Source organism: Magnetococcales bacterium (assembly GCA_015228815.1).
In the GTDB taxonomy this organism is placed as follows: Bacteria; Pseudomonadota; Magnetococcia; order Magnetococcales; family UBA8363; genus UBA8363.
The window spans coordinates 22,151-44,893 of the sequence record JADGCV010000016.1 but is presented as its reverse complement, the minus strand read 5'-3'; the positions used below and the strand labels follow the sequence as shown (position 1 = coordinate 44,893).

Here is a 22,743-nt window from a genome sequence, read left to right as displayed (position 1 = left end):
AATCCACAAAAGTAACGGCAACCAAACTCATCCCGCCGTCAGTTGCGCCCCATATTCCACCAGGAGGGCAATGATCCGGCGATGCTCATTGGCCAGGGCCAAACTCAACGCCGTCCGCCCCCACCAGTCGGTCGCGTTGACATCGGCGCCCGATTCGAGCAACTTTTGCACAAGAGCCGTTTCACCATGTTCCGCGGCCCACATCAGCGTCGTGCGTCCCTGAAGATCCATGGCATCCAGCATCCGCCCCTGATGCAGCAGGGCGGTAACGATCTCCGGGTCCCGTGAAACGGCATTGGCATGCGACGTCGCGGCTTTTTGTCCCTCCCACTGGGTCTGCTCCGACACCATTTCGCCGTTGGACATGTCGATCAGACTGGAAAACATGATGCCAGGAATCACCATCGCCAATCCGGGAATTTTCATTTCCTGCTCCATTGAATCGGTTTGAGGATACCAGTGCCGCATGGGTACATCGCAAACCGGCTGCCAGAGTCGATCTTCTTTTATTATTTATTATAAATCAACATGATGAAGAAAATCCCACGCCCGGATCCCTCCTCGATGCGCAAAAAGGAGGAAAAAAAGACCCACATGGACCAGGCAGAAGTTGCCCCTTCGACCGATTGATGAAATCAACCCCGGATCATCGATCGTCGAATTCCATGATGCGCCAGCGTTCCTTGTCCATGATCATTTCCTCAAGGAGGTCGGTCCTGAACGCGGACCGCACCTGCTTGAAATCCATGGTCCGATCCAGGATGCCAATCTGTTGCAGAAACAAGAATTTCCGGGACATCGCCCCTTCGGCATGAAGGCTCTCCGGGGGAATCATGGCCATGGGGAGCGGGTCAAGCAGGTCGCGGTGGAGGATCGAAAGACATTGATCCTCGGAAAGAAACTCGGTTCCCCTGGAAAACGCTTCCGCCAGGGCACGATGCCACTGGCAGGCCTTGCGGGCATTCTCCCGGCTGCGACTCATCCAACGCACCGCGCGCAGGGTGGCGGCGGTCAGGAGTCTGGCAGCTTCGAAGTGTTTATCGAAAAAATCCTTCGAAAAATAAAGAAAGCTCTGAGTCAGGGCGCGGTAGGGAACGGCATGGTCCTTCAATTGTTCCCTGGCCAGGGTGATCGTTGGTTCCCATACGGCAATGGCATCGACCATTCCCTCCCTGAGCGCCCCGATCATCCGGTTCACCGGAATTTCGACCAGGGACACGTCCTTGTCGGTCATTCCCTGCAATGCCAGTCCGTTAAGCAACACCTGATGGGCCGACGAACCCGGAACATAGCCGACACGCCGTCCCTTGAGTCGATCCATCGAATAGAGATTGCGGGTAATGATCGCGGCAAAGGCCGTCTTGACCTGGGCCGTCACGATGACCGGAAACCGCGCCGCCGCCTTGATGACCGGCATATCCCCGGCCCACATCACCTCCAGATGTCGGGAAAACAAAAAGGAATTGATGTCCCCCCCCTCGAAGAAAGGATGAAATTTTACACTTTTGCCAATTTTTCCAAGTTCCCGCGCCAGAATTCCGTCCCGCATCATGACCGCGGGAACCGTCCCCGTTGGCACCGCCAGGGGCTGATAACCGGCATCGATCACGGCCTCGTCGGGGCCGCTGAACACATATCGACCATAGATTTTTCGTTTTTCGTCATCGATCGTCCATCCTTGCGCGACCCGGTCGGTCCTCTCCGGGAAGGAGTCATCCAAACCAATAAAAAATATCAAAACAACCGCCACCCCGAGGAGAAGCGGCACACCCTTTTGCGCAAGCATGATCTCCCCCCTCCGAACATGCATGGTAACAAGGAATGAGTCGTGTTCATTCCCTCATGAATCAAACAATTTTATTATTATTTTTCATGCTACCCGATTGCGACCGGACAACAAAGGAATATTCTTTTCTCAAGAAGGCCAGGCAAACGATGGCCTGTTGGTGTGACCGTGAAGGGACTGCCCGGCCTTCCGGGGATGGAATGACCGTGGTCGAAAAAACGCGACCCGTTTCATGAAGCATGGAATGGGTCCGAAACCGGTTTCCCGATTCCAGACCCATCCGTCCAACTACTTGACCAATGCCAGCCCGGCATCGACCCAATCCTGGTTGCCGCCGCGGAACCAGTAGATCTTGCCGGGGTATTGAATTTCCTCAAGGGCCTTCACCCCCTGGGAACTCTGTCCACACCACCAGCCATTGCAGAAGACGATGATATCCTTGTCTTCCAGTTTTTTCACCTTGGCCTTGGCCTTCGTGGCGCTCGAGGTCAAATCGCTGTAGGGAAGATTGATGGCTCCGGGAAGCGTCCCCTTTTCAAACCAGTCCGGGGTCCTCATATCGACAATGAGAATCTTGCCACTGGAAATATCGGCGGACATCTTGGCGAAGTCTTCCAGTTTGAACAAGGTGGTGCCCGCAAGCTCGGCTGGCTGGACACAAAACGGTTTGCACTTTCGCGTCGATGGATCCTTGAAGGCATCGGGAACAGCCATGGAACGATCCTGCTTCACCTCGACGCCGTTCAAAGTGAATGGCGCCAAGGTCAGCCCCTTGGCGTACACCTGTTCCTTTTCGGCAACCTCCTTGCCCAGGGGAACGCCGTCTTCCCCCGCCCCTTCCGCCGCCCACGCCGGCATGCCCCATCCCATGAGGACTGCCATGATCGTACCGATAATCCACCCACCATATTTTTTCGTCATTGGTCATTCTCCCTCAAAATTTCCACCTTTGGACACAACATCCTCGTCCCCATCCCCCATTGCCAATCAGGGACCTCCATTCGGTTTTATTCCAAAACAGGGATCAATTGCCAGAATAATTCATGAAAATTAACCATAAAATATATTTATTATTTCAAACATTCCTCGATCTTTGCACAACACCATATGGAAAATAATCCGCATTCATGATGGACAAACGACCGGATCCGAACGTCTTTATACATCATATTATTGTATGGAATTGTTTCCCAGTCATGCAAACCTGGACAAGAGGTGTCCCTTTTCGCCATGATTCATGGTCACTTCCATCAAACGATACACGCACAAAGGCCAACCGTGCCCGCCCCCTCCTCTTCCAGCATCACCACCCGGTTCATCATCACCTTCAGTCTGCTTTTCATTGCCATTTTCTCGATTGCCATCTGGATTTTTTTGCATGGTTTTCCAGGAAGCACCTTTCTGGGGTGGTTCGGCGACGAAAGAAATCAGGCGATTCGCACCATCAACATACTGGCCGACATGCAAAAGGATCGGGTTCTACAGACGTTCAAGGAACTTCGTTCCGATGCCGGATTTCTGGCCCAGGATCGGTTTTTGAAGGAACAATTGAAGACCATTCTGTCCCTCCCCAGGCCTGAATCGGCACCCACGGAAGAAACAACACGTCAATTTTCGAGTGCGTTTTTGGAACCATTCCTTCAAGAACTGCAATCGCACGCCCCCTATTATCGAGACATTCATATCCTGAATATCGAAGGCGGATCCCCCATCCTTTCGACCCATCCGGAAATGGACAATAGGGACCTGGTGAAACAGCAATTCATCGACCGGATCCGCACGACGCGGCAGGACTACATCGGAGAATTTCTGCCCCCGGAAAAACCGGAATCGTTTTTGGTCGGCAGTCCCATATTCTTGAATTCGGAGGATCCATCCGCCCTTGTGATCCTCGAAATATCGTTGGCCCCCTTTCTTCAACCGATCGTCGCCATTGCCATGGATCCGTGGAGCACGGCGGTGGAGGTCATCGTCGTCAATGAGCAGGGAATCGACCTGGTTCACCCAGGTCCGCCACTCTTCAAGAAAGAGGCGGATGAAGAAAACATTGTCCTGCTGCCGACAAAAATTGCCTCCAGTGGCCAGGAAGGATTTATCGAAACGCAGGATCGCAACAATGTCATGGTTCTGGCCGCCTACCGCCACATCCGTCTTTTCTCGGAATGGAGTTGGGGTCTGGTGGTGCAGATGGACCAGGAAGACCTGATGCAACCGATGACAACGGCGGTGGGGTTTGCCCTGTTCATCGGCTTCATGGCGACCGGGGCCTTCATTCTGGTCGCCTTTCTTTTGACGCGCCGTCTGACCCGTCCGCTCAGACGACTGACCGAGGCGGCGCATCAACTGTCCGCCGGTCATCGGTATGTCCGCAGCCAGCACTCCGGAAAGGACGAGGTCGGCGTTCTCGCCAAGGCCTTCGACACCATGGCCGACGAGGTTGCCCGGACGCTCGACAATCTTGAACGAACCGTGGCGCAACGAACCATCGCGTTGGCCCTGGAACTCGACAACAGAAAGCGCCAACAGCGGGAACAACAAATCATCGAGGCCTCGCTCAAGGAAAGTGAACATCGCTACCGTTCCCTGGTGGACACGATGACCGCGGGGGTCGCGGTTTACGAAGCCTGCGACAATGGCGCCGATTTCATCATTCGCGACATCAACCGGATGGGAACGCTCCTGACCCGGACCCGCAAAGAGGAAATCCTGGGAAAAAGGGTGACCGAGGTGTTCCCCGGAATTCACGCCTTCGGTCTGTTCGATGTCTTCCAACGGGTCTATCGGACCGCGCTTCCCGCCAACCATCCCGTTGCCCTGTACAGCGATCAACGATTGAAACTATGGTTCGAAAACCGGGTCTACAAACTCCCCTCGGGAGAAATCGTCGCCATCTTCGATGATATTTCCGAACGGAAACTGGCGGAAGATGCGTTGAATCTGGTACAATTTTCCGTTGACAATACCCGTGATGCCATGCTGTGGTTCTCTCCCAGGGGCCATGTGGTGCGCTGCAATCAGGCGGCGTCGATCATGCTCGGGTATTCCCGCGAGGAACTGCTGTCGCTGTCGGCGGTGGACATCATCGAGGGAATGACCATGGAACGATGGGGCGTGGCCTGGAAAAGGATCACCCATTCGGAACCCCAGATCGACATTGCCCACCTTCGCCGACGCGATCGGTCCCATTTTCCCGTGGAAATCAGCGCCAGTCATCTTCAGGGGGACGATCTCAAACCGGACCATCTGTTCATGAGCGCCCGTGACATTTCCGAACGGCTGCGGGCCGAACGGGAAAAACAGACCCTCGAACAAATGGCCTTCCACCGGGAACGTCTGGCGACCATCGGCACCCTCGCGGCGGGTGTGGCGCATGAAATCAACAATCCCAACAATGCCATACAGTTCAACGCGGTCATGCTCCTGGAAATATGGCCCGATCTCCAGGTTTTGCTCGCCCATTCCCTCGAAGAACACCAGGAGAGCCTTCTCGCCGGTCTGCCGGCCAGCGAAAGCCTTGATACCATTCCAAGGCTGCTCGAAGGAATCCGCAAAGGTTCGGAACGGATCCAAGGGATCATCGGCAACCTCAAACACCTGTCCCGACAGGATCAGGCCCCGGTCCGCAAGCCGTTCGATCTCAGGGAGGTCCTTTATGAGGCCATCGGCATCCTGCGCGGACAGATCAGCCGTCATACCGACCATTTCCACACACGCATTCTGGAGGAACCGGTTCATGTTCTCGGAAACAGTCGGCAATTGGAACAGGTGTTCATCAACCTGCTCCTCAATGCCCTGCAAGCCCTGTCCCAACGGACGTGTGCCGTGGAAATTTCCATGACCCATGAAGCTGTCTCCAAGGAGGTCCAGGTCATCATTTCCGATGAAGGAATCGGCATTCCCGAGGAAAACATGGCCAAACTGACCCACCCCTTTTTCACCACCAAGGGGGAACGGGATGGCACCGGGTTGGGATTGTCGATCGCCAACTCGATCATCGTCAATCATGGAGGCCGGATGTCCTTTGCCTCGAAGGAACATGAAGGGACCCGGGTCACCGTGACGCTGCCGGTCATGACAACGGAGAAACGGGGAGATCATCCATGAGCGGACCCAATACCCCACCCATCATTCTGGTCGATGACGAGGAGGAAATCCTTTTCAGTTCCAAGACCCAGTTGCGCCTGGCGGGAATCGAGCCGGTGGTTACCATGACCGATGGCCGGGAATTGATCAAGTTCATCGATCTTCACGGCGCAGCCCTTGTGGTTCTCGACCTGAAAATGCCCCATTGTCGCGGAGAAGACCTTCTCAGGGAACTGGTGCAACGTTTCCCGGCCATTCAGGTCATCATCATGACCGCCAACCAGGAAATCGACCGGGCAGTCATGTGCATCAAGGAAGGAGCGGCGGATTATCTGGTCAAACCCGTGGAAAACAACCGATTCATCACCGCCATCCGGCAACTGATGGAGGTCCGGCGACTCCGGTTGGAGGTCGGCACGCTCAAGGAGGCACTGTTTTCCGAACGGGCAGCGCACAATCCTGCCTTTGCCGCCATTCTCACCCAGAGCAAGGCCATGCAGCGGGTGTTTCAATATGCCGAGGCGATCGCCCCCTCTCAGGAACCGGTACTGGTCATGGGGGAAACCGGAGTCGGAAAGGAACTGCTCGTCCAGGCGATCCACACCCTCAGCGGTCGCACGGGTCCCTTGATCGGAATCAACGTCGCGGGTCTCGATGACAACATGTTTTCCGATACCCTGTTCGGGCACAGAAAAGGGGCCTATTCCGGAGCGATGGAGCATCGAAAAGGATTGATCAGTCAGGCCCAGGGAGGATCGTTGTTTCTGGATGAGATTGGCGACCTGAAACCCTCGTCCCAGGTCAAGCTGCTGCGTCTGATCCAGGACCGGAAGTATTTTCCGTTGGGGGCCGATCTGGCGCAGAGGACCGATGCCCGAATCATCTGCGCCACCCATCGCGACCTCAATGCCCTGATGAAGGAGCAAACCTTTCGACCCGATCTTTATTTTCGTCTTTCGGCCCATCAGGTCACGATTCCCCCACTGCGCGACCGCAAGGAGGATCTTCCTCTTTTGACCCGCCATTTTTTGCAGGAGGCCTCGGAAAACCTGAAAAAGCCGGTTCCGAATCTTCCGCACGAACTGTTCAATCTTCTTTTTGCCTACGACTTTCCAGGAAACGTCCGCGAGCTGCGCGCCATGATTCATGACGTCCTGGCGCGAAACGACGCCACGACCCTGTCCCTGTCCCCCCTCAGGGAGGCGGTCGTCCCTCGGGGAAGGGATGGGATGCCACAGCATCTTCCCCACGACACCCCGCCAAGAATCACCTTCCATGGCCGCCTGCCCACCATCCAGGAAACGGAAGAATTTCTCATTCAGGCCGCCCTGGATCGCGCCCATGGCAACAAAAGCCTGGCCGCCACCCTTCTGGGCATCACCCGGCAAACCCTCAACAACAAACTCAGACGCCAGGAGGAGTGATTCATTCGTGAACGAAACCGCTTGTCGGATTCACGATGAACCCGCACAAAAAAAGTCCACACCGTCAATCCAAGGATGAATGTCAACCCGCCCGATACCGACCCAAACCTTCCGCCAACAGCGTCGCCGCCAATGTATTGAGACTGACCCCTTCCAGTTTGGCACGTCGCGCAAGATCCGCATGAAGGCTTTTGGAAACGCGCATGCGCCACTGGCCGCTGAATTTTCCGATGGAATGTGGTTCAGGAATCGCTCGTCCCTGATCCTGGGCGACTGCCAACCAGGAAAGCATGATTTCCTTACCGTTGGCAATCGCTTCTTCAACCGTCTCGCCATCAGACATGCAACCTGGAAGATCAGGAAACTCGATCAAATAACCACCGCCTTCATTCGAACTCAGGGGCCTGATCCCGAAAGGATAATCCACCTCACTCATTTTCATTCTCCTCCAAAATATCAATCTACAAAACATCTCTACCACCCACCACCCGCCGCACCCGAGGCACTCCTCAAGAAAATCCGCGCATGCCCTTAGTCAACATCTATAAACTGTACATTGATGCATGCCCATCTTCACGATTTAATAAATTGTCAGTGTTCTTATTTCATTCCAGACAATAAAACAACAAACAATAAAAATAGGTCAATTAATTCAGTATAATTTAAATATGTATAGAAATAACAAGAAAGAATCCTTGTGAAAAACAAGATTAACCATGTATAATAGAGTCAGGACCATATTGATAAATAATAAAAATAAAATTGACCGGTCCGGTATGTAATGGGTAAACCCATACAACCCGATGGACCAAGAAAAATGTTCGACACATCCACAGAACGTCATGAAGTTGCATGGGGTGTGCGCTTGCGCATGATTGCCATTGCACTGGTCATGATCCTGTCCATCGTGATTGCGGCATCTCCATCGCGTGCCAACGAAACGCCACGGAAAATCACAGCCGCGGTACTGCGCGATTTTCCACCACTCTACAGTCTTGACGCCGAAGGGCGCCCTCAGGGCTTTGCCATCGACCTCCTTTCCTTGGTGGCCCGTGAGGCGGATCTGGAGGTGCGCTATCTGGTGGTGGAAAACTGGTCCGAGGCAATGCAGGAGGTGCGGGAAGGACGGGCCGATCTGATCCCCGGAATCGGCATCAGCCCCGAACGCAAGGCGGAATTTCTTCTGTCCGAAGAGATGGAGACGGTCCCTGTTTCCATCTTCGTCCGCTCCGAAAACCAATCGATCACCAGCCTGAAAACCCTGGCGGGACAGCGCACCGCCGTCATCAAGGAAAGTGCCGCATCGACGCAACTGGCGCAACAAAAGGAAATCAAACTCATTCCCTTTTCCGGTATCGAACCAGCATTGTTCTCCCTGCTGGCCGGAGAAGTGGACGCTTTGATCGTACCCCAGCCCATGCTGCTTGCAAAGGCGCGACGTCTTGACCTGGAAGAGCGCATCAAGGTCGTCGGCCCCCCCGTTTTTGAACTCAAACGTGGTTACCTTCTGCACCCGGGAAAAATCAAACTCCTGGAAAAATTGGACCATGCAATCCGAAGAATCATCGTATCCGATGAATACGGTAAATTATTGCGCCAATGGTACGGACAACAAAAACCTTATTGGACAGACCATCGAATCGAGAAAGCCATCATCGGCATTTCCGCCGGGTTGGCAGTCGCCGGATTCATACTGATCATATTGGTCTATTATAATAAAAAACTAAAAAACGAGATCAAAGAAAGACAAAAAGCAGAAACACTCTATCGCAATCTTTTCGATCATTCACCCGATGCCGTTGTGGTCATCGACCCGGAAACGACACGAATGCTCCTGTTCAACGAAAGGATACACGAACTTCTCGGATATCCTTCCGATGAAATAATAAACATGGCCGTCAACGATTACGACTGTGCCGAAACTCCCGAAGAGACGGCACGACACGTCATGAAAATTCTCGACAGAGGATACGATTCCTTTGAAACCCGATTCCGTGCGAAAAGTGGCATCATCAAGGATGTTTTTGTTTCCGTCCGGGTCATCGATCTTGGCGAAAGACGGTTCTTTCAGTGCATCTTCCACGACATCACCCCGCGGAAACGGGCGGAAGCGCAACTGGCCAAGGCGCACCACCGTCTGGCAACCAACGGAGAACGTCTGAACCGATTGCTGGAACTCAATCGCGATATTGGTCAATTGGGGGAAAAAGAACTGTGCCACCGCGCCGTCGCCATTGCCCGGTCGGTGACCTCCAGCAAGGTAGGGTATTTGTACCTGGCCATTGACAGCCATGACACCTTGTCGTTGATCAGCCTCCATGATACCGCCATGGGGGATTGCCGGGCGCTGCTTTTGCGCAACGATTTTCTGGACCGTGCCGGAATCGTCGCCAACAGCAATCATTTTGGACAGATCGTGGTCGAAAATGACCTCTGGCGCGGCATGGGACCGATGGGAGAACCGGAAAACGGCAATCCAATCCGCTGTCATGCCTGCATTCCGGTGATGCATGATGGCCGGGTGGTCATGATTCTCGGGGTGGGCTACAAAGGCGACGAGTACAACTCGGAGGATGTATTCCAGCTCCAGATGGTCGGTGATGAAGTTTGGAAGTTCATTCAGCGTCGCCGCATGGAGGAAGAATTGCAACAGGCCAGGCAGCACGCCGAAATCGCCAACCGTGCGAAGAGCGAATTCCTGGCGACCATGAGCCATGAAATACGCACGCCGATGACCGCCATCCTCGGCATCACCGAACTGCTGCTGGAGAGCGACTTGAAGGTCGAACAGCGCAGCCATCTGGCCATCTGTCACTCCGCCGGCGAAAACCTGTTGCAGATCATCAACGACATTCTCGATCTTTCCAAGGTGGAAGCGGGCCAGATGATCTTGAACAACGTCGCCTTCAATCCCCGCCACATCGTGCGCGATGTCGTCGAGGTCATTCGGTTTCGCGCCCAGGAGAAAGGGCTGCTGCGCATCACCCTGGTCGAGGACACGGTTCCCGATTGGTGCCTGGGTGATCCAATCCGAATCCGTCAGATCCTGGTCAATCTGATCGGCAACGCGGTCAAATTCACCGATTCGGGCAGTATCGCCATCCTGGCGAGCGCGGAACCCCTGGAAGATTCCCGGCACCAGGTCATCTTCCGTGTGGTGGACACCGGCATCGGCATTCCCGCGGAATACCAGAAAACAATATTCGAGCCGTTTCGACAGGTCGATTCATCCAACAGCCGGCGCCATGGCGGGACCGGACTCGGGCTCTCCATCTGTCAACGTCTGGTCGGACTGATGCAGGGATCCATATCCATGCACAGCCGAACCGGACAGGGAAGCGTTTTCACCATCACCCTTTCGCTCAAGGAAACAACCGGACCCAAAATCCTGTCCCGCGAAGAACAAACGTTGCTGGGTAAACGAATCCTCGTCAAACATGATCATCCGATCCGCAATGGTTACCTGGAAGAAATGTTGACCTCCCTGGGAATCCAGGTACGGACCAGCGAATCGAGACGGCAATTGGAATATGAATTCCAGGAGCCCGCTTCAGGTCAGGCACCTCCGGATGGTCTCCTGATCCACCACGATCAGGGGGATTCCACGGATGTTGCCGCCGAGGTCGAACGGATCAGGAAACTTCCCATCGGCAAGAATCTTCCCATTCTGGTTTGTGGCTGCTGCACCGACCGCGGTCTGCCCATCCTCCTGCACCGCATGGGGGCCAGTTTTCTTCCCGAGCCTTTTTCCCGGGATCTCCTGGCTGGAGAACTTGACCGGATGATGACGGCACGGTCGCAGCGGCAACCCGCGGCAACCGGAACTTCACATTCCGTATTTCACATCCTCCTGGTGGAAGACACCGAGGAAAACCAGGTGGTGATCAAGGCCTTCCTCGAACCGATTGCCCATACCCTGGACATTGCAGTCACGGGAAGTCAGGCCGTCGCCATGTTCACCCAACCCGAGGCCCATTTCGACCTGGTGTTGATGGATGTTCAACTGCCCGAGATGGATGGGCATGAGGCGACACGCCGGATCCGGACGTGGGAACGCGAGAACCAAAGGGAACCGTGTCCGATTCTCGCCTTGACGGCCAACGCCATGGCGGGGGATGTGGAAAAAAGCCTCGAAGCCGGATGCAATGGACACCTGGCCAAACCGATCCGCAAGAAAAAACTGTTGGAAACGCTTGCGCAGTATCTTCCATTTTCATACTGACCCTCATCCGGCCCCCACCCGATCGCTTTTGACTGCGGCTGGACCGAGGCCACCGCATTCGACGATGAATCGGATAATCTCTTCAAGCCCCGCCCCTGATTTCATGTTGGCAAAGACAAACGGACCCTTGCCGCGCATTTTACGGGTATCCCGCGCCATCACCTCCAGACTGGCCCCGACATGAGGCGCCAGATCGATTTTGTTGATCACCAACAGATCGGAACGGGTGATGCCCGGCCCCCCCTTGCGTGGAATTTTGTCTCCCGCGGCAACGTCGATCACATAGAGGGTCAAATCGGCCAGTTCCGGCGAAAAAGTGGCGGACAAATTGTCCCCACCCGACTCGATGAATACCAACTGGAGGTCGGGAAAACGCCGGATCATCCGCTCCACGGCGGCCAGATTGATGGAGGCGTCCTCGCGAATGGCGGTATGAGGACAGCCACCGGTCTCCACACCCGCGATCCGTTCCGGAGCCAGTGCCCCGGAACGGTTGAGAAATTCCGCATCCTCCCGGGTATAGATGTCGTTGGTGATGGCGGCAATGCGATAATCGTCACGCATCGCCTTGCACAACCGGTCGAGCAACGCCGTCTTTCCCGAGCCTACCGGCCCGCCGATACCGACTCGCACCACGGAACTCATGATCGAAACAGCCTCGTGTATTGGTTTTCGTGTTTCAGGGAAGCCCAGTCGGTCATGGCCGTGGCACTGCCCCAATCGTCTGCGTCCGCCACCAGGACCGTTTCCCGGGCCAAATCAATATCGTCCCGCAAACGGGCGATGATGCGCTGCCCGGCACTTTGCCCCAGTGGAATGAGCCGCACCCCGGCGGAGACCAGATTGGCGCCGCAGGCATGCAGACAGGCCGTCAGGGTCGAGGTCAGAGGCAGATCGTGACGGGCCGCGGCCATCCCGATGGCCACCGCCAGGGCCGGCTCCCGCGAGGTCGCAACCAGCCGCTCGTGCCAGGCAGTGATGAATTCTTCGGGCCAGGCATCACACACAACCCTCATGAAAGCCGTCCCCTGGGCACTGCTTTCCAGGTGGAACTCCAGACTGGGCCGACAGGTTTCCGCACACAGCGCCACCTCCTCCAGGGCCGACATATCGCCCTCCCATGCCGTCTGCCAGGCCCTCTTCAGAAAAATACCATCACTGCGCGCCACCCCGTGACGCAAACACCCCCCAACCCATCGCCGCAATCGCTCCTCGTCATTCACCAGACCCGATTCCACCAACCATTCCAGGCCATGGGAATACGAATAGGCCCCCACCGGAAAACCAGGGGAAAACCAGGTCATCAAAACCTGAAGAATGCCCTCAGGAGTGATCATGACGATGTACATGACCGCCATGTTCGTGAATGGAATCCTCCGATCGCTTAGGCCGCTCCATGCCACCACGGCTGCCGTGGCCATAAGCGCCCCCCTCCGGGGAAAACGGAGCCAGGCATCGGGTCACCTGGGCGCCCAACCCCGCCAACATGTCGGCCAGTACCGGGTCGTCCAGAATGCGCAAGCCCCCGCCGGGCAACACCTGAAGCGGGGTGTGACGGTTGCCGATGTGCCATGCCAGACGCACCCCCTCCTCCACGGTTGCCGGAATCATATCCACAACCCCTTCGCGGGCGGCAACCACGCGAATGCACCCCGAACCGTCGGCCAGCAACAACAAATCGCCATCCTCCATGAGGGTGGCCTGCTCCAGATCCAGCAGAAACGGCACCCCCGCATCGTCGGTCATGCGAATCCGCCGTTTATGACGCAGGTGAAAAGCCAGGGTCACTCGGGCCGTCTCCGGTACCCGCGCCACACCTCCGCCGCGAACCAGCACCGTCACCCGCCGCTCGTCGTTCATGCCTGACCGCCCATGGCCCATGAAAATAATCCCTCAAAAGAGAAAATAGCGCTGCGCCATCGGCAACACCGTCGCCGGTTCGCAGGTCAACAACACCCCATCGGCCCGAACTTCATAGGTCTCGGGATCGACCTCCATGACCGGGGTATACCCGTTGTGAATCATGTCGGCCTTGAACACCGAACGACACCCCTCGACCGCCACCAGCGTCTTGTTCAAACCAAAACGACCGGCGATCCCGCCATCGACCCCCGCCCGGGAAACAAACAACACCGAACTTCGGGTCAACGATCCGCCAAAAGCACCGAACATCGGTCGTGCGTGGACCGGCTGCGGCGTCGGAATGGACGCATTGGGATCCCCCATCGCCGCCGCGACGATGGTGCCGCACTTGAGAACCAAGTCCGGCTTGACACCAAAAAACATGGGACGCCACATGACCAGATCGGCAAACTTGCCCACCTCCACCGATCCCACATGGCGGGAAATCCCATGCGTGATCGCCGGATTGATCGTGTATTTGGCGATATAACGCTTGACGCGAAAATTGTCGTGTCCCGCGACATCCTCCTTCAGCGGGCCGCGCTGACGTTTCATCTTGTGCGCCGTCTGCCAGGTGCGAATGATCACCTCGCCCACCCGCCCCATCGCCTGGGAATCCGAGGCGATCATGGAAAAAGCCCCCAGATCGTGCAAAATATCCTCGGCGGCAATGGTCTCGCGCCGAATGCGGGATTCGGCAAACGCTACATCCTCGGGAATGCGCGGGTCCAGATGGTGACACACCATCAACATGTCCAGGTGTTCGTCGATGGTATTGACCGTATAGGGCCGCGTGGGATTGGTCGAAGAGGGCAGAACATGATTCTGTCCACACAGCTTGATGATATCCGGGGCATGACCGCCCCCCGCCCCTTCGGTATGGAAGGCATGAATGGGCCGTCCCTTGAACGCGGCCAACGTGTTCTCCACAAAACCCGATTCGTTCAAGGTATCGGTATGAATCGCCACCTGGATGTCCATCTCCTCGGCCACACTCAGGCACCGGTCGATGGCCGCCGGGGTCGTCCCCCAATCCTCATGCAGCTTCAGCCCGCATACCCCAGCCGCCACCTGCTCCCGCAAGGCCTCGGAACGGGAAGCATTGCCTTTGCCAAAAAAACCAATGTTGACCGGCAATCCTTCCGCAGCCTGCATCATCCGCGCCACATGCCACGGACCCGGAGTGCAGGTGGTGGCAAAGGTCCCCTCCGCCGGACCGGTTCCACCTCCAAGCATGGTAGTCACCCCGGAGTGAAGGGCATCTTCGATCTGCTGTGGACAGATCCAGTGGATGTGGGCATCGATTCCTCCCGCGGTGACAATCCGTCCTTCCCCGGCAATGGCCTCGGTGCCGGGCCCGAAAACAATGTTCACCCCGGGCTGGATGTCGGGATTGCCCGCCTTGCCGATGGCGACGATCCGGCCATCGCGAATGCCGATGTCCGCCTTGACGATGCCCCAGTGATCCACGATCAATGCGTTGGTGATCACCGTGTCCACCGCCCCCTGGGCCCGGCTCGCCTGCGACTGCCCCATGCCGTCCCGCAACACCTTGCCACCGCCGAACTTCACCTCCTCGCCGTAAACGGTGCGGTCCTCCTCCACCGCCACGAACAGGTCGGTATCGGCAAGACGCACCCTGTCACCAACCGTCGGTCCATACATGGCGGCATAGGCCGAACGTTCGATTTCACAGCTCATGTTCTGCGCTCCGGTCCCAATTCACCATCGATGCGGGCATTGAATCCGATCACCCTGCGGTCCCCAGCCAATGCGACCAGTCGCACCTGGCGACTCTGTCCCGGCTCGAAACGAACCGCCGTTCCCGACGGAATGTCCAATCGATATCCCCGAGCCGCTTCCCGATCGAAGGAAAGGGCGGCGTTGGTCTCGTAAAAATGATAATGCGATCCCACCTGAATGGGACGGTCGCCGGCGTTGGCGACCATCAGGGTCAGGGTCTCGCGTCCCTGATTGAGAAGGATGGTCCCTCCGGCGGCAATGACCTCTCCAGGAATCATAACGTTCTCCGAATCATGGCAATCCCGAAATTGTTCCGGTACACGGGTCAACGAATTGGATTGTGAACCGTCACCAGCTTGGTGCCATCGGGAAAAGTGGCCTCCACCTGAATTTCGTGGATCATTTCGGCGATGCCCTCCATCACCTGATCCCGGGTCAACACCCTGGCCCCGGAACTCATCAAATCGGCCACACTGTGACCATCCCGGGCCCCCTCGACGACAAAGTCGGTGATCAGGGCCACCGCCTCCGGATGATTGAGCCGTACCCCCCGCTCCAGACGGCGGCGGGCGACCATGGCGGCGGTGGCCACCAACAGTTTGTCTTTTTCCCGAGGTGACAGGTGCATGATCAGACCCCATCGCGAATGGTTTTTGTTCAAATATTCCACAAGCGGGGCAGGCGTTCGGGTCTGCCCCACACCCGGTACCGGTATCCGGCCCAGAAACGCCCATAGGCGGCACGGCAAAACCCCGGATCATCCCCCAGCCAACGAACCACAGTCACCCCGCCACCCCCGGCATCGAGGATCCGGCCAGCCGCAGCCCGAATTCCATCCGTAACGGTTTCGGCCAACAGGGTTCGGGCCGTTTCCAGATGATCGGGTCCTGCATGCACCACACTGCCGGCAGCCAAAGCGCCGTCGAAACAGGCGGGATCGGCCAACAGGGAGGCCAGATCTCCTTCCATGTGCAACGCATCGCGCCAGACAACCGGACCATCGTCCCGCCGCAAACTCCAGGCATCCCGGATCAGTCCCCTGCGAAGTCGCTCTCCCATGGCGGTCCGACCAAATACCAGCAGTTCGCCGGCCAGTATCTCCCCATCCCCCTGCACCGCCAGTCGGGTATGGCGACGCAAGCGGGCGCCATCGAACACGATGCACTCCTGGGACAACCACTCCAGACGCGCACCCCGACCCGCACTCAGGGAAAGATCGATACCGCAGTCGGCGCCATTGGAACGGTACACCTTTTCCGCCGCCTGGGTCATCACCAACGCCTCGCAACCCGCCTGAACCTCGATCGCCCCTTCCAGACGGTCGCCCCCCACCATCCCCCCCGAGGTCGTCACCAATACCGCGGTCACCGGTTCTCCCGATTCGGAATGGGGAAACAATACCCGATACGGATTCCTCTGGTACAGGTGTCCCAGCCGGGTTCCTCCTTCCGTCCGCTTGAAAACGATCTCGGCCCGCCCACACACCGGATGGGCGCTACGGTTCGAAACGAAACGACCGGTCATCTGTCGGTCTCGATGGACGCATCTCATATTCTTTGTTTTTCCGATATGCCAAAGGCACCCTGGTGGGTGCCCTTGATCAGGAAAAAAACTGGTAACATCGAAATGGTGGAATGAACGCTGCGCCAAACAGAAAATGCTCCGCATGGTCCAACGCCCGGGATGGAAAATAGTGCAATTCCTTTCAAGCAATCAATCGGAAAAAATTTCCTTGTCACCATGTACAACGCAATCTGGTACAACAGGTCGGGAGCATCCCGCAACGCCAGCCCGACCAGCCCCATGATACTCCGTTGTTCGTCCTTTGAAAAAACCTGAACGGCATTACACCGTCAAATGACGACGCACGTCCGCTTCCACCATGTTCGCCCGGGTTCCAGTCATCACCACCTCTCCCCGATCCATGACGATGAAGTCATCGGCCAAATCCCGGGCAAATTCAAAATACTGCTCCACCAGGAGGATGCCCATGTCTCCCCTGCCTGCCAGGTGACGAATGACCCGTTCAATGTCCTTGATGATGGAGGGTTGAATCCCTTCCGTGGGTTCATCCAGAACCAACAATCGGGGACGGGTCACCAGCGCCCGGGCGATGGCCAACTGTTGCTGCTGCCCACCGGACAAATCTCCGCCACGCCGATGCAACATGCCCGCAAGAACTGGAAAAAGATCGAAAATCTCGTCGGGAACATGATGCAACGATTTTTCGAGCGTGGCAAAGCCGGTGTGCAGATTTTCCCGCACCGAAAGCAAGGGAAAGATTTCCCGCCCCTGAGGGACGAAGGCGATGCCACGAGCTGCCCGCTGGTGGCTCGGCAAGGCGCCGATCTCCTGGCCATTCCACACGATCCGCCCGCACGCGATGGGATGACGACCCACCACCGCCCGCAACAGGCTGGTCTTTCCCACGCCGTTGCGACCCAGAACACAGGTAATGCGGCCAATGTTGGCGGATAGATTCACCCGCTTCAATGTCTGGGAGGCGCCGTAGAAAAGATCGATCCCTTCGACACGCAGCATGATCCGTCACCCTAACGACCAAGATAGACTTCAATGACCTTCGGATTGGCCTGAATCTCGTCCATCGGTCCCTCGGCCAGTACCGATCCTTCATGGAGCACCGTCACCTTGCAGTCCATGGCGCGAATGAACGCCATGTCATGCTCCACCACCACCACCGAATGGTCCCGCCTGATCGCCTTGAGCAATTCGGCGGTCTGGGCGGTTTCGTCGTCGGTCATGCCGGCGACAGGCTCATCCACAAGCAACACTTCCGGGTCCTGCATCAGCAGCATGCCGATCTCCAACCACTGTTTTCGACCATGGGAAAGCCCCCCCGCGCGCATTTTTCGCAAATCGGTCAGTCCGATCGTCTGCAAGACCTGGTCGATGCGGCGTTGCTGAAGTGGCGTCAAGCGAAACCGTAACGATTGCCACACCGAGCGCTGACCGGAAAGGGCCAATTCCAGATTGTCCCATACCGTCAGGGTTTCGAAGACCGTCGGTTTCTGAAATTTCCGGCCAATACCCAGATTGGCGATTTCCGCCTCGTCCAGGCGCGTCAGGTCGATGTCCCCCTTGAAGAAGACATCCCCCTTGTCGGGACGGGTCTTTCCGGTAATGATGTCCATCATGGTTGTTTTCCCCGCCCCGTTGGGTCCGATGACGGCTCTGAGTTCGCCGGCGAGGATATAAAGGTTCAGTTCGTCGATCGCCTTGAATCCATCGAAGGAAACCGACACCCCATCCAGATAGAGCAGAGTTTCCTGGGCCTTGTGTTTGACCTCGATGGCGCTCATGGCCGGTCCTGGATCGATGGCGCGGGGGTGGATGCGCGACGATTGTCCTCCCGTGAAGCGAAAGGTCGCCGAAGCCCGACCAGTCCGACCAGACCACGGGGCAGAAAAAGGGTGGTTGCCACGAAAAGGGTTCCCAACATATAGAGCCAGGCCTCGGGCATGGCGCCGGTGAACCAGGTTTTGGCATAGTTCACCAGGATCGCCCCCAACACGGCACCATACAGGGTACCGCGCCCCCCCACCGCCACCCAGATGATGATTTCGATGGAACCCGCCGGGGCAAACTCACCCGGATTGATGATCCCCACCTGTGGGACGTAGACCGCCCCCGCCACGCCCGCCAGCATGGCCGATACCACAAACACGAAAAGTTGATAGTGTTCGGCACGATAACCCAGAAAGCGCACCCGGCTTTCGCCATCGCGAATGGCCACCAGCACCCGACCAAAACGCGAGGTGGTGATGAAACGACAGATCAGATAACCCACCGCCAGAGCCAGGGCCGAAACGACGAACAAGGCGCGGCGCATGGCATCCGATTGAAGGCTGAAGCCCAGAAGTTCCTTGAAGTCGGTCAGGCCGTTGTTGCCTCCGAATCCCATGTCGTTGCGAAAGAAGGCCAGCATCAGTGCATAGGTCAATGCCTGGGTGATAATCGAAAGATAGACGCCGCTGACCCGCGAACGAAACGCAAACCAGCCGAATCCGAACGCAAGCAGTCCCGGCACCAGGAACACCATCGACAGCGCAAAGGGAAACATGTCAAACCCCTGCCAGTACCAAGGCAACTCCCGCCAATCGAGAAACACCATGAAATCAGGCAATTCTGAGTTTCCATAAACCCCCCGGCCACCAATCTGCCGCATCAGGTGCATCCCCATGGCATAGCCCCCCAGGGCGAAAAAGGCCCCATGCCCCAGACTGAGGATGCCGGCATACCCCCAAACCAGATCCACCGACAACGCCAACAGCGCAAAGCTCAAATATTTTCCCCCGAGACTCATCATCCATATGGGAAGGTGAAACGGAGAATCCGGCGGCAACCGGCTCATGACGAACATCGCCACCGTCGCCACGAGCAGCAAAACCAGAAAGATCCATCCGCCATGATCCCGACCCGAAAAGAACCCGTGTGGCGTCCGCGACTCGATGTCACCGCCATTCCGATTCGGGGGGGTCCCTTGATGCGTCCGGGCCTCGTCCATGGCTCAGGCCTCCACCGCCCGTCCCTTGAGGGGGAACATTCCCCGGGGACGTTTTTGAATGAACAGGATCAAGGCCAGCAGGATCAGTATCTTTGCCAGAACGGCGCCGGCGACCGGTTCGAAAAACTTGTTGGCCATCCCCAGAGACAAGGCGCCGACCACCGTCCCCCACAGATTGCCGACCCCACCGAACACCACCACCATGAAACTGTCGATGATGTAGGCTTGTCCCAGGTTGGGAGACACGTTATCGATCTGGGACAGCGCCACCCCCGCCAGACCCGCGACTCCAGACCCAAGACCAAAAGTCATGGCATCCACCCAGCCGGTACGGATGCCCATCGAGGCAGCCATGGGTCGGTTCTGGGTGACGGCCCGCATCCGCAGGCCGAAGGTGGTCCGTTTGACGATGAAGGCCAATCCCAGAACCACCGCCAGGCTGAACAGGATGATGGCGATGCGGTTGTAGGTAAAAATCAGTCCCTGGCTGGTTTCGATGGCGCCGCTCATCCAGGAAGGAGTGTTGACCTCGCGATTGGTCGGGCCATAAGCGGAACGGACCAACTGTTGCAAAACAAGGCTCAGTCCCCAGGTTGCCAACAAGGTTTCCAGGGGACGGCCATAAAGATGGCGGATGATGCCACGTTCGATGGCGATGCCAAAACCGCCGGCGACAAGAAAAGCAAGCGGCGTTCCGATCAGGAGCGACCAGTCCAACAAATCCGGAGCCACAGCGCGAAAGAGATCCTGAACGACGAAGATGGTATAGGCCCCGAGCATCACCAACTCCCCGTGGGCCATGTTGATCACCCCCATCACGCCGAAGGTGATGGCCAGGCCCACCGCCGCCAGAAGCAACACCGACCCCAAGGAAAGCCCCTGGAACAAATTGCCCAGCAACCCCCATCGTTCAATGTGCCTCCGTACCCGGTCACTGGCCTCGGACAGGGCCTGCTTGAAAGGGCCTGGGGAGGTCTGGTTGGCAACCTGCCCCAAAAGCGTTCCCACCTGAACCCCCCCCTCCTTCTCCAGACGGGCAAGCGCCTCAAGCCTTTGGCTTGCGACGTCGGAGCCGGTCAGGAGAATCGCATCCCGGGCCATTCCCAGCCATCGTGCCACCTCTGGATCAGCCTCGGCGTCCCGAGCCTTTTCCAACAGAGGCAGCTGATCGATGACGGGGCTGGCAAGCATCGCTCGCGCGGCCCGAATCCGTTGCCCCCGGTCCGGCGCCATCAGGGTCAAGCCACCGAGCGCACCGCGCAATACTTTACGTAATTTATTGTTTACTTTTACCTTTTCAAGCGCGTCATCCGTCTCCTCGCCGACGTTTTTTCCATCAATCGGGTCGATCAGTCGATACCGTTGCGCCACCTGTTCGCCGATCACGATGCCCCCATCGGCACGGCGGGTGAAAAGGCGTCCCTCCAACATGGCCTTGAAGATGGCTTCGAGTGCCGGATCACCGGTTGCCGCCAACGCTTCGACAGCGTTGATTTTCATCGAATAATCATTGTCGGCAAGAGGCTTGAGTTCCTCCGTCGTCAATGCCCGAGCGACAGAAGAGCAGGTCATCATCCAGACCAGCGCCATCAGGAAAGGGGCATGCGGGATGAACCACGATCTTCGAAACGATGAAAACATGATCGATCCACGTTCCTGATGTGAAGAATTCCCCTCCGGCAGCGCTGCCGGAGGGGACGAATCTGCGACCCGAACTATTTCGCCGCCCCATAAACAGGGTTCTGGCAGTTGCCACACACCCAGGGGAACGTCCAGTCGGCGGTCAACTTGGCGGATTCAGGGATAAAATCGGACCAGGCGTCGCCAACGACCAAACCTTCCGTTTTCCACACCACATCGAACTGACCATTATCCTGGATCTCACCGATCAGGACCGGTTTGGAAAGGTGATGGTTGGTGTTCATCACTGCCACCCCGCCGGTGAGGTTTTTCACCTTCTGTCCGTACATGGCCTGGCGCACGGCATCGACATTGGCGGTGCCGGCCTGCCGAACCGCCTGCTCCCACATTTTAAAACCGATGTAGGTGGCTTCCATGGGGTCGTTGGTGACCCGCTTGCCATCCTTGATGAAGGCATGCCACCCCTTGATGAAGGCGGTATTTTCCGGCGAGGCGACACTCATGAAATAATTCCAGGCCGCCAGGTGCCCCACCAACGGTTTCGTATCGATGCCGGAAAGTTCCTCCTCTCCGACCGAAAAGGCGATCACGGGAATTTCCTCGGCCTTGATGCCCTGGTTGCCCAATTCCTTGTAGAACGGTACATTGGCATCGCCGTTGATCGTTGAAACGACGGCCGTCTTTTTTCCCTGGGAGGCAAAGGCTTTCACCTGGGAAACGATGGTCTGCCAGTCCGAATGGCCAAAGGGGGTATAGTTTTCCCAGATGTCCGCGTCGGGAATCCCCTTGCCATTGAGGTAGGCGCGCAAAATTTTGTTGGTGGTGCGCGGGTAGACATAATCCGTTCCCAGAAGGACGATGCGTTTGGCGCCACCCCCCTCCGAACCCAGCAGATAGTCCACGGCGGGAATTGCCTGCTGGTTGGGTGCGGCACCGGTATAAAACACGTTGCGCGAACTTTCCTCCCCTTCGTACTGCACCGGATAGAAAAGCAGTCCGTTCAACTCCTCGAACACCGGCAGCACCGATTTTCGGGAAACCGAGGTCCAGCAACCAAACACCACATCCACCTTCTCCTTGGAAAGGAGTTCCCGGGCCTTTTCGGCGAACAGCGGCCAGTTGGAGGCGGGATCGACCACCACCGCTTCCACCTTCTTCCCCAACAATCCACCCCGTTTGTTGATGTCCTCCACCATCATCAACACCGTGTCCTTCAGCGTGGTTTCGCTGATGGCCATCGTGCCGGACAGGGAATGCAATACCCCAACCTTGATCGTGTCCGCCGCATGCGCCACCCCTCCGCACCCCGCCCAGATGGCAATCAACGCACCCACGACCCATTCAAACCATTTCCCTCTTGACATTTTGGTCTCCTTATCGTCGCGACGGATTCCAGCACGCCGGCTGGAACCGCTGA

Annotated in this window: 20 protein-coding genes; 3 read left to right on the top strand and 17 right to left on the bottom strand. The window is 57.0% G+C overall.

Translation table 11 applies throughout. The features are described 5' to 3' along the window. Nucleotides 1–27: 27 nt before the first annotated feature. The 3 genes from HQL76_08455 to HQL76_08445 all read right to left on the bottom strand — a co-directional run bounded on the left by HQL76_08455 (nucleotide 28) and on the right by HQL76_08445 (nucleotide 2,707). Nucleotides 28–426 (bottom strand): ankyrin repeat domain-containing protein, encoded by a 399-nt coding sequence (locus tag HQL76_08455; protein ID MBF0109191.1) that lies wholly within the window; start codon nucleotides 424–426, stop codon nucleotides 28–30. Nucleotides 427–646: 220 nt separating this feature from the next. After that, a complete protein-coding gene (locus HQL76_08450; protein MBF0109190.1) occupies nucleotides 647–1,786 on the bottom strand; it encodes an ABC transporter substrate-binding protein in 1,140 nt (379 codons plus the stop codon). A 288-nt stretch (nucleotides 1,787–2,074) separates the two neighbouring features. Next, a complete protein-coding gene (locus HQL76_08445; protein MBF0109189.1) occupies nucleotides 2,075–2,707 on the bottom strand; it encodes a rhodanese-like domain-containing protein in 633 nt (210 codons plus the stop codon). Nucleotides 2,708–3,064: 357 nt separating this feature from the next. Here HQL76_08445 and HQL76_08440 point away from each other — a divergent pair, with 357 nt between their 5' ends. Next, entirely contained in the window at nucleotides 3,065–5,890 is a 2,826-nt protein-coding gene (locus HQL76_08440; GenBank protein ID MBF0109188.1) for a PAS domain S-box protein, read from the top strand. Further along, entirely contained in the window at nucleotides 5,887–7,293 is a 1,407-nt protein-coding gene (locus HQL76_08435; protein MBF0109187.1) for a sigma-54-dependent Fis family transcriptional regulator, read from the top strand. The genes HQL76_08440 and HQL76_08435 overlap by 4 nt, the downstream gene beginning before the upstream one ends. Before the next feature lie 82 nt (nucleotides 7,294–7,375). On the opposite strand, the gene HQL76_08430 is transcribed toward HQL76_08435, so the two are convergent. After that, complete coding sequence (locus tag HQL76_08430) at nucleotides 7,376–7,729, bottom strand: type II toxin-antitoxin system HicB family antitoxin (GenBank protein MBF0109186.1); 354 nt, start codon at nucleotides 7,727–7,729, stop codon at nucleotides 7,376–7,378. Nucleotides 7,730–8,164: 435 nt separating this feature from the next. Here HQL76_08430 and HQL76_08425 point away from each other — a divergent pair, with 435 nt between their 5' ends. After that, the gene (locus tag HQL76_08425) at nucleotides 8,165–11,515 is read left to right on the top strand and encodes a transporter substrate-binding domain-containing protein (GenBank protein MBF0109185.1); all 3,351 of its coding nucleotides are present in this window, start codon (nucleotides 8,165–8,167) and stop codon (nucleotides 11,513–11,515) included. 3 nt (nucleotides 11,516–11,518) lie between these two features. Here the strand turns inward: HQL76_08425 and ureG are convergent, their stop codons facing one another. The 13 genes from ureG to urtA all read right to left on the bottom strand — a co-directional run bounded on the left by ureG (nucleotide 11,519) and on the right by urtA (nucleotide 22,690). Beyond that, the gene (ureG, locus tag HQL76_08420) at nucleotides 11,519–12,160 is read right to left on the bottom strand and encodes an urease accessory protein UreG (GenBank protein ID MBF0109184.1); all 642 of its coding nucleotides are present in this window, start codon (nucleotides 12,158–12,160) and stop codon (nucleotides 11,519–11,521) included. After that, entirely contained in the window at nucleotides 12,157–12,873 is a 717-nt protein-coding gene (locus tag HQL76_08415) for an urease accessory protein UreF (GenBank protein MBF0109183.1), read from the bottom strand. Before HQL76_08415 ends, ureG begins: the two co-directional genes overlap by 4 nt. Continuing rightward, nucleotides 12,839–13,375, bottom strand: coding sequence for an urease accessory protein UreE (locus tag HQL76_08410; protein MBF0109182.1), 537 nt, complete (start codon nucleotides 13,373–13,375; stop codon nucleotides 12,839–12,841). Before HQL76_08410 ends, HQL76_08415 begins: the two co-directional genes overlap by 35 nt. Nucleotides 13,376–13,408: 33 nt before the next feature. Then, nucleotides 13,409–15,118, bottom strand: a complete 1,710-nt coding sequence (ureC, locus tag HQL76_08405) for an urease subunit alpha (protein MBF0109181.1) — start codon at nucleotides 15,116–15,118, stop codon at nucleotides 13,409–13,411. After that, nucleotides 15,115–15,438, bottom strand: a complete 324-nt coding sequence (locus HQL76_08400; GenBank protein MBF0109180.1) for an urease subunit beta — start codon at nucleotides 15,436–15,438, stop codon at nucleotides 15,115–15,117. The genes ureC and HQL76_08400 overlap by 4 nt, the downstream gene beginning before the upstream one ends. 47 nt (nucleotides 15,439–15,485) lie before the next feature. After that, nucleotides 15,486–15,788, bottom strand: coding sequence for an urease subunit gamma (locus HQL76_08395; protein ID MBF0109179.1), 303 nt, complete (start codon nucleotides 15,786–15,788; stop codon nucleotides 15,486–15,488). Between the two features lie 29 nt (nucleotides 15,789–15,817). Then, the gene (locus HQL76_08390) at nucleotides 15,818–16,684 is read right to left on the bottom strand and encodes an urease accessory protein UreD (GenBank protein ID MBF0109178.1); all 867 of its coding nucleotides are present in this window, start codon (nucleotides 16,682–16,684) and stop codon (nucleotides 15,818–15,820) included. A gap of 23 nt (nucleotides 16,685–16,707) precedes the next feature. Next, nucleotides 16,708–16,965 (bottom strand): hypothetical protein, encoded by a 258-nt coding sequence (locus HQL76_08385; protein MBF0109177.1) that lies wholly within the window; start codon nucleotides 16,963–16,965, stop codon nucleotides 16,708–16,710. A 40-nt stretch (nucleotides 16,966–17,005) separates the two neighbouring features. Then, nucleotides 17,006–17,701 (bottom strand): urea ABC transporter ATP-binding subunit UrtE, encoded by a 696-nt coding sequence (urtE, locus tag HQL76_08380; GenBank protein MBF0109176.1) that lies wholly within the window; start codon nucleotides 17,699–17,701, stop codon nucleotides 17,006–17,008. An 11-nt stretch (nucleotides 17,702–17,712) separates the two neighbouring features. Continuing rightward, nucleotides 17,713–18,480, bottom strand: a complete 768-nt coding sequence (urtD, locus tag HQL76_08375) for an urea ABC transporter ATP-binding protein UrtD (GenBank protein ID MBF0109175.1) — start codon at nucleotides 18,478–18,480, stop codon at nucleotides 17,713–17,715. Then, nucleotides 18,477–19,685 carry an urea ABC transporter permease subunit UrtC gene (gene urtC, locus HQL76_08370; GenBank protein ID MBF0109174.1) on the bottom strand — a complete coding sequence of 403 codons (1,209 nt, stop codon included), beginning with the start codon at nucleotides 19,683–19,685 and terminating at the stop codon, nucleotides 18,477–18,479. Before urtC ends, urtD begins: the two co-directional genes overlap by 4 nt. Before the next feature lie 3 nt (nucleotides 19,686–19,688). Continuing rightward, nucleotides 19,689–21,275: an urea ABC transporter permease subunit UrtB gene (gene urtB / locus HQL76_08365; GenBank protein MBF0109173.1), complete on the bottom strand. Its 1,587-nt coding sequence runs from the start codon at nucleotides 21,273–21,275 to the stop codon at nucleotides 19,689–19,691. Between the two features lie 125 nt (nucleotides 21,276–21,400). After that, nucleotides 21,401–22,690, bottom strand: coding sequence for an urea ABC transporter substrate-binding protein (gene urtA / locus HQL76_08360; protein MBF0109172.1), 1,290 nt, complete (start codon nucleotides 22,688–22,690; stop codon nucleotides 21,401–21,403). Nucleotides 22,691–22,743 lie beyond the last annotated feature (53 nt).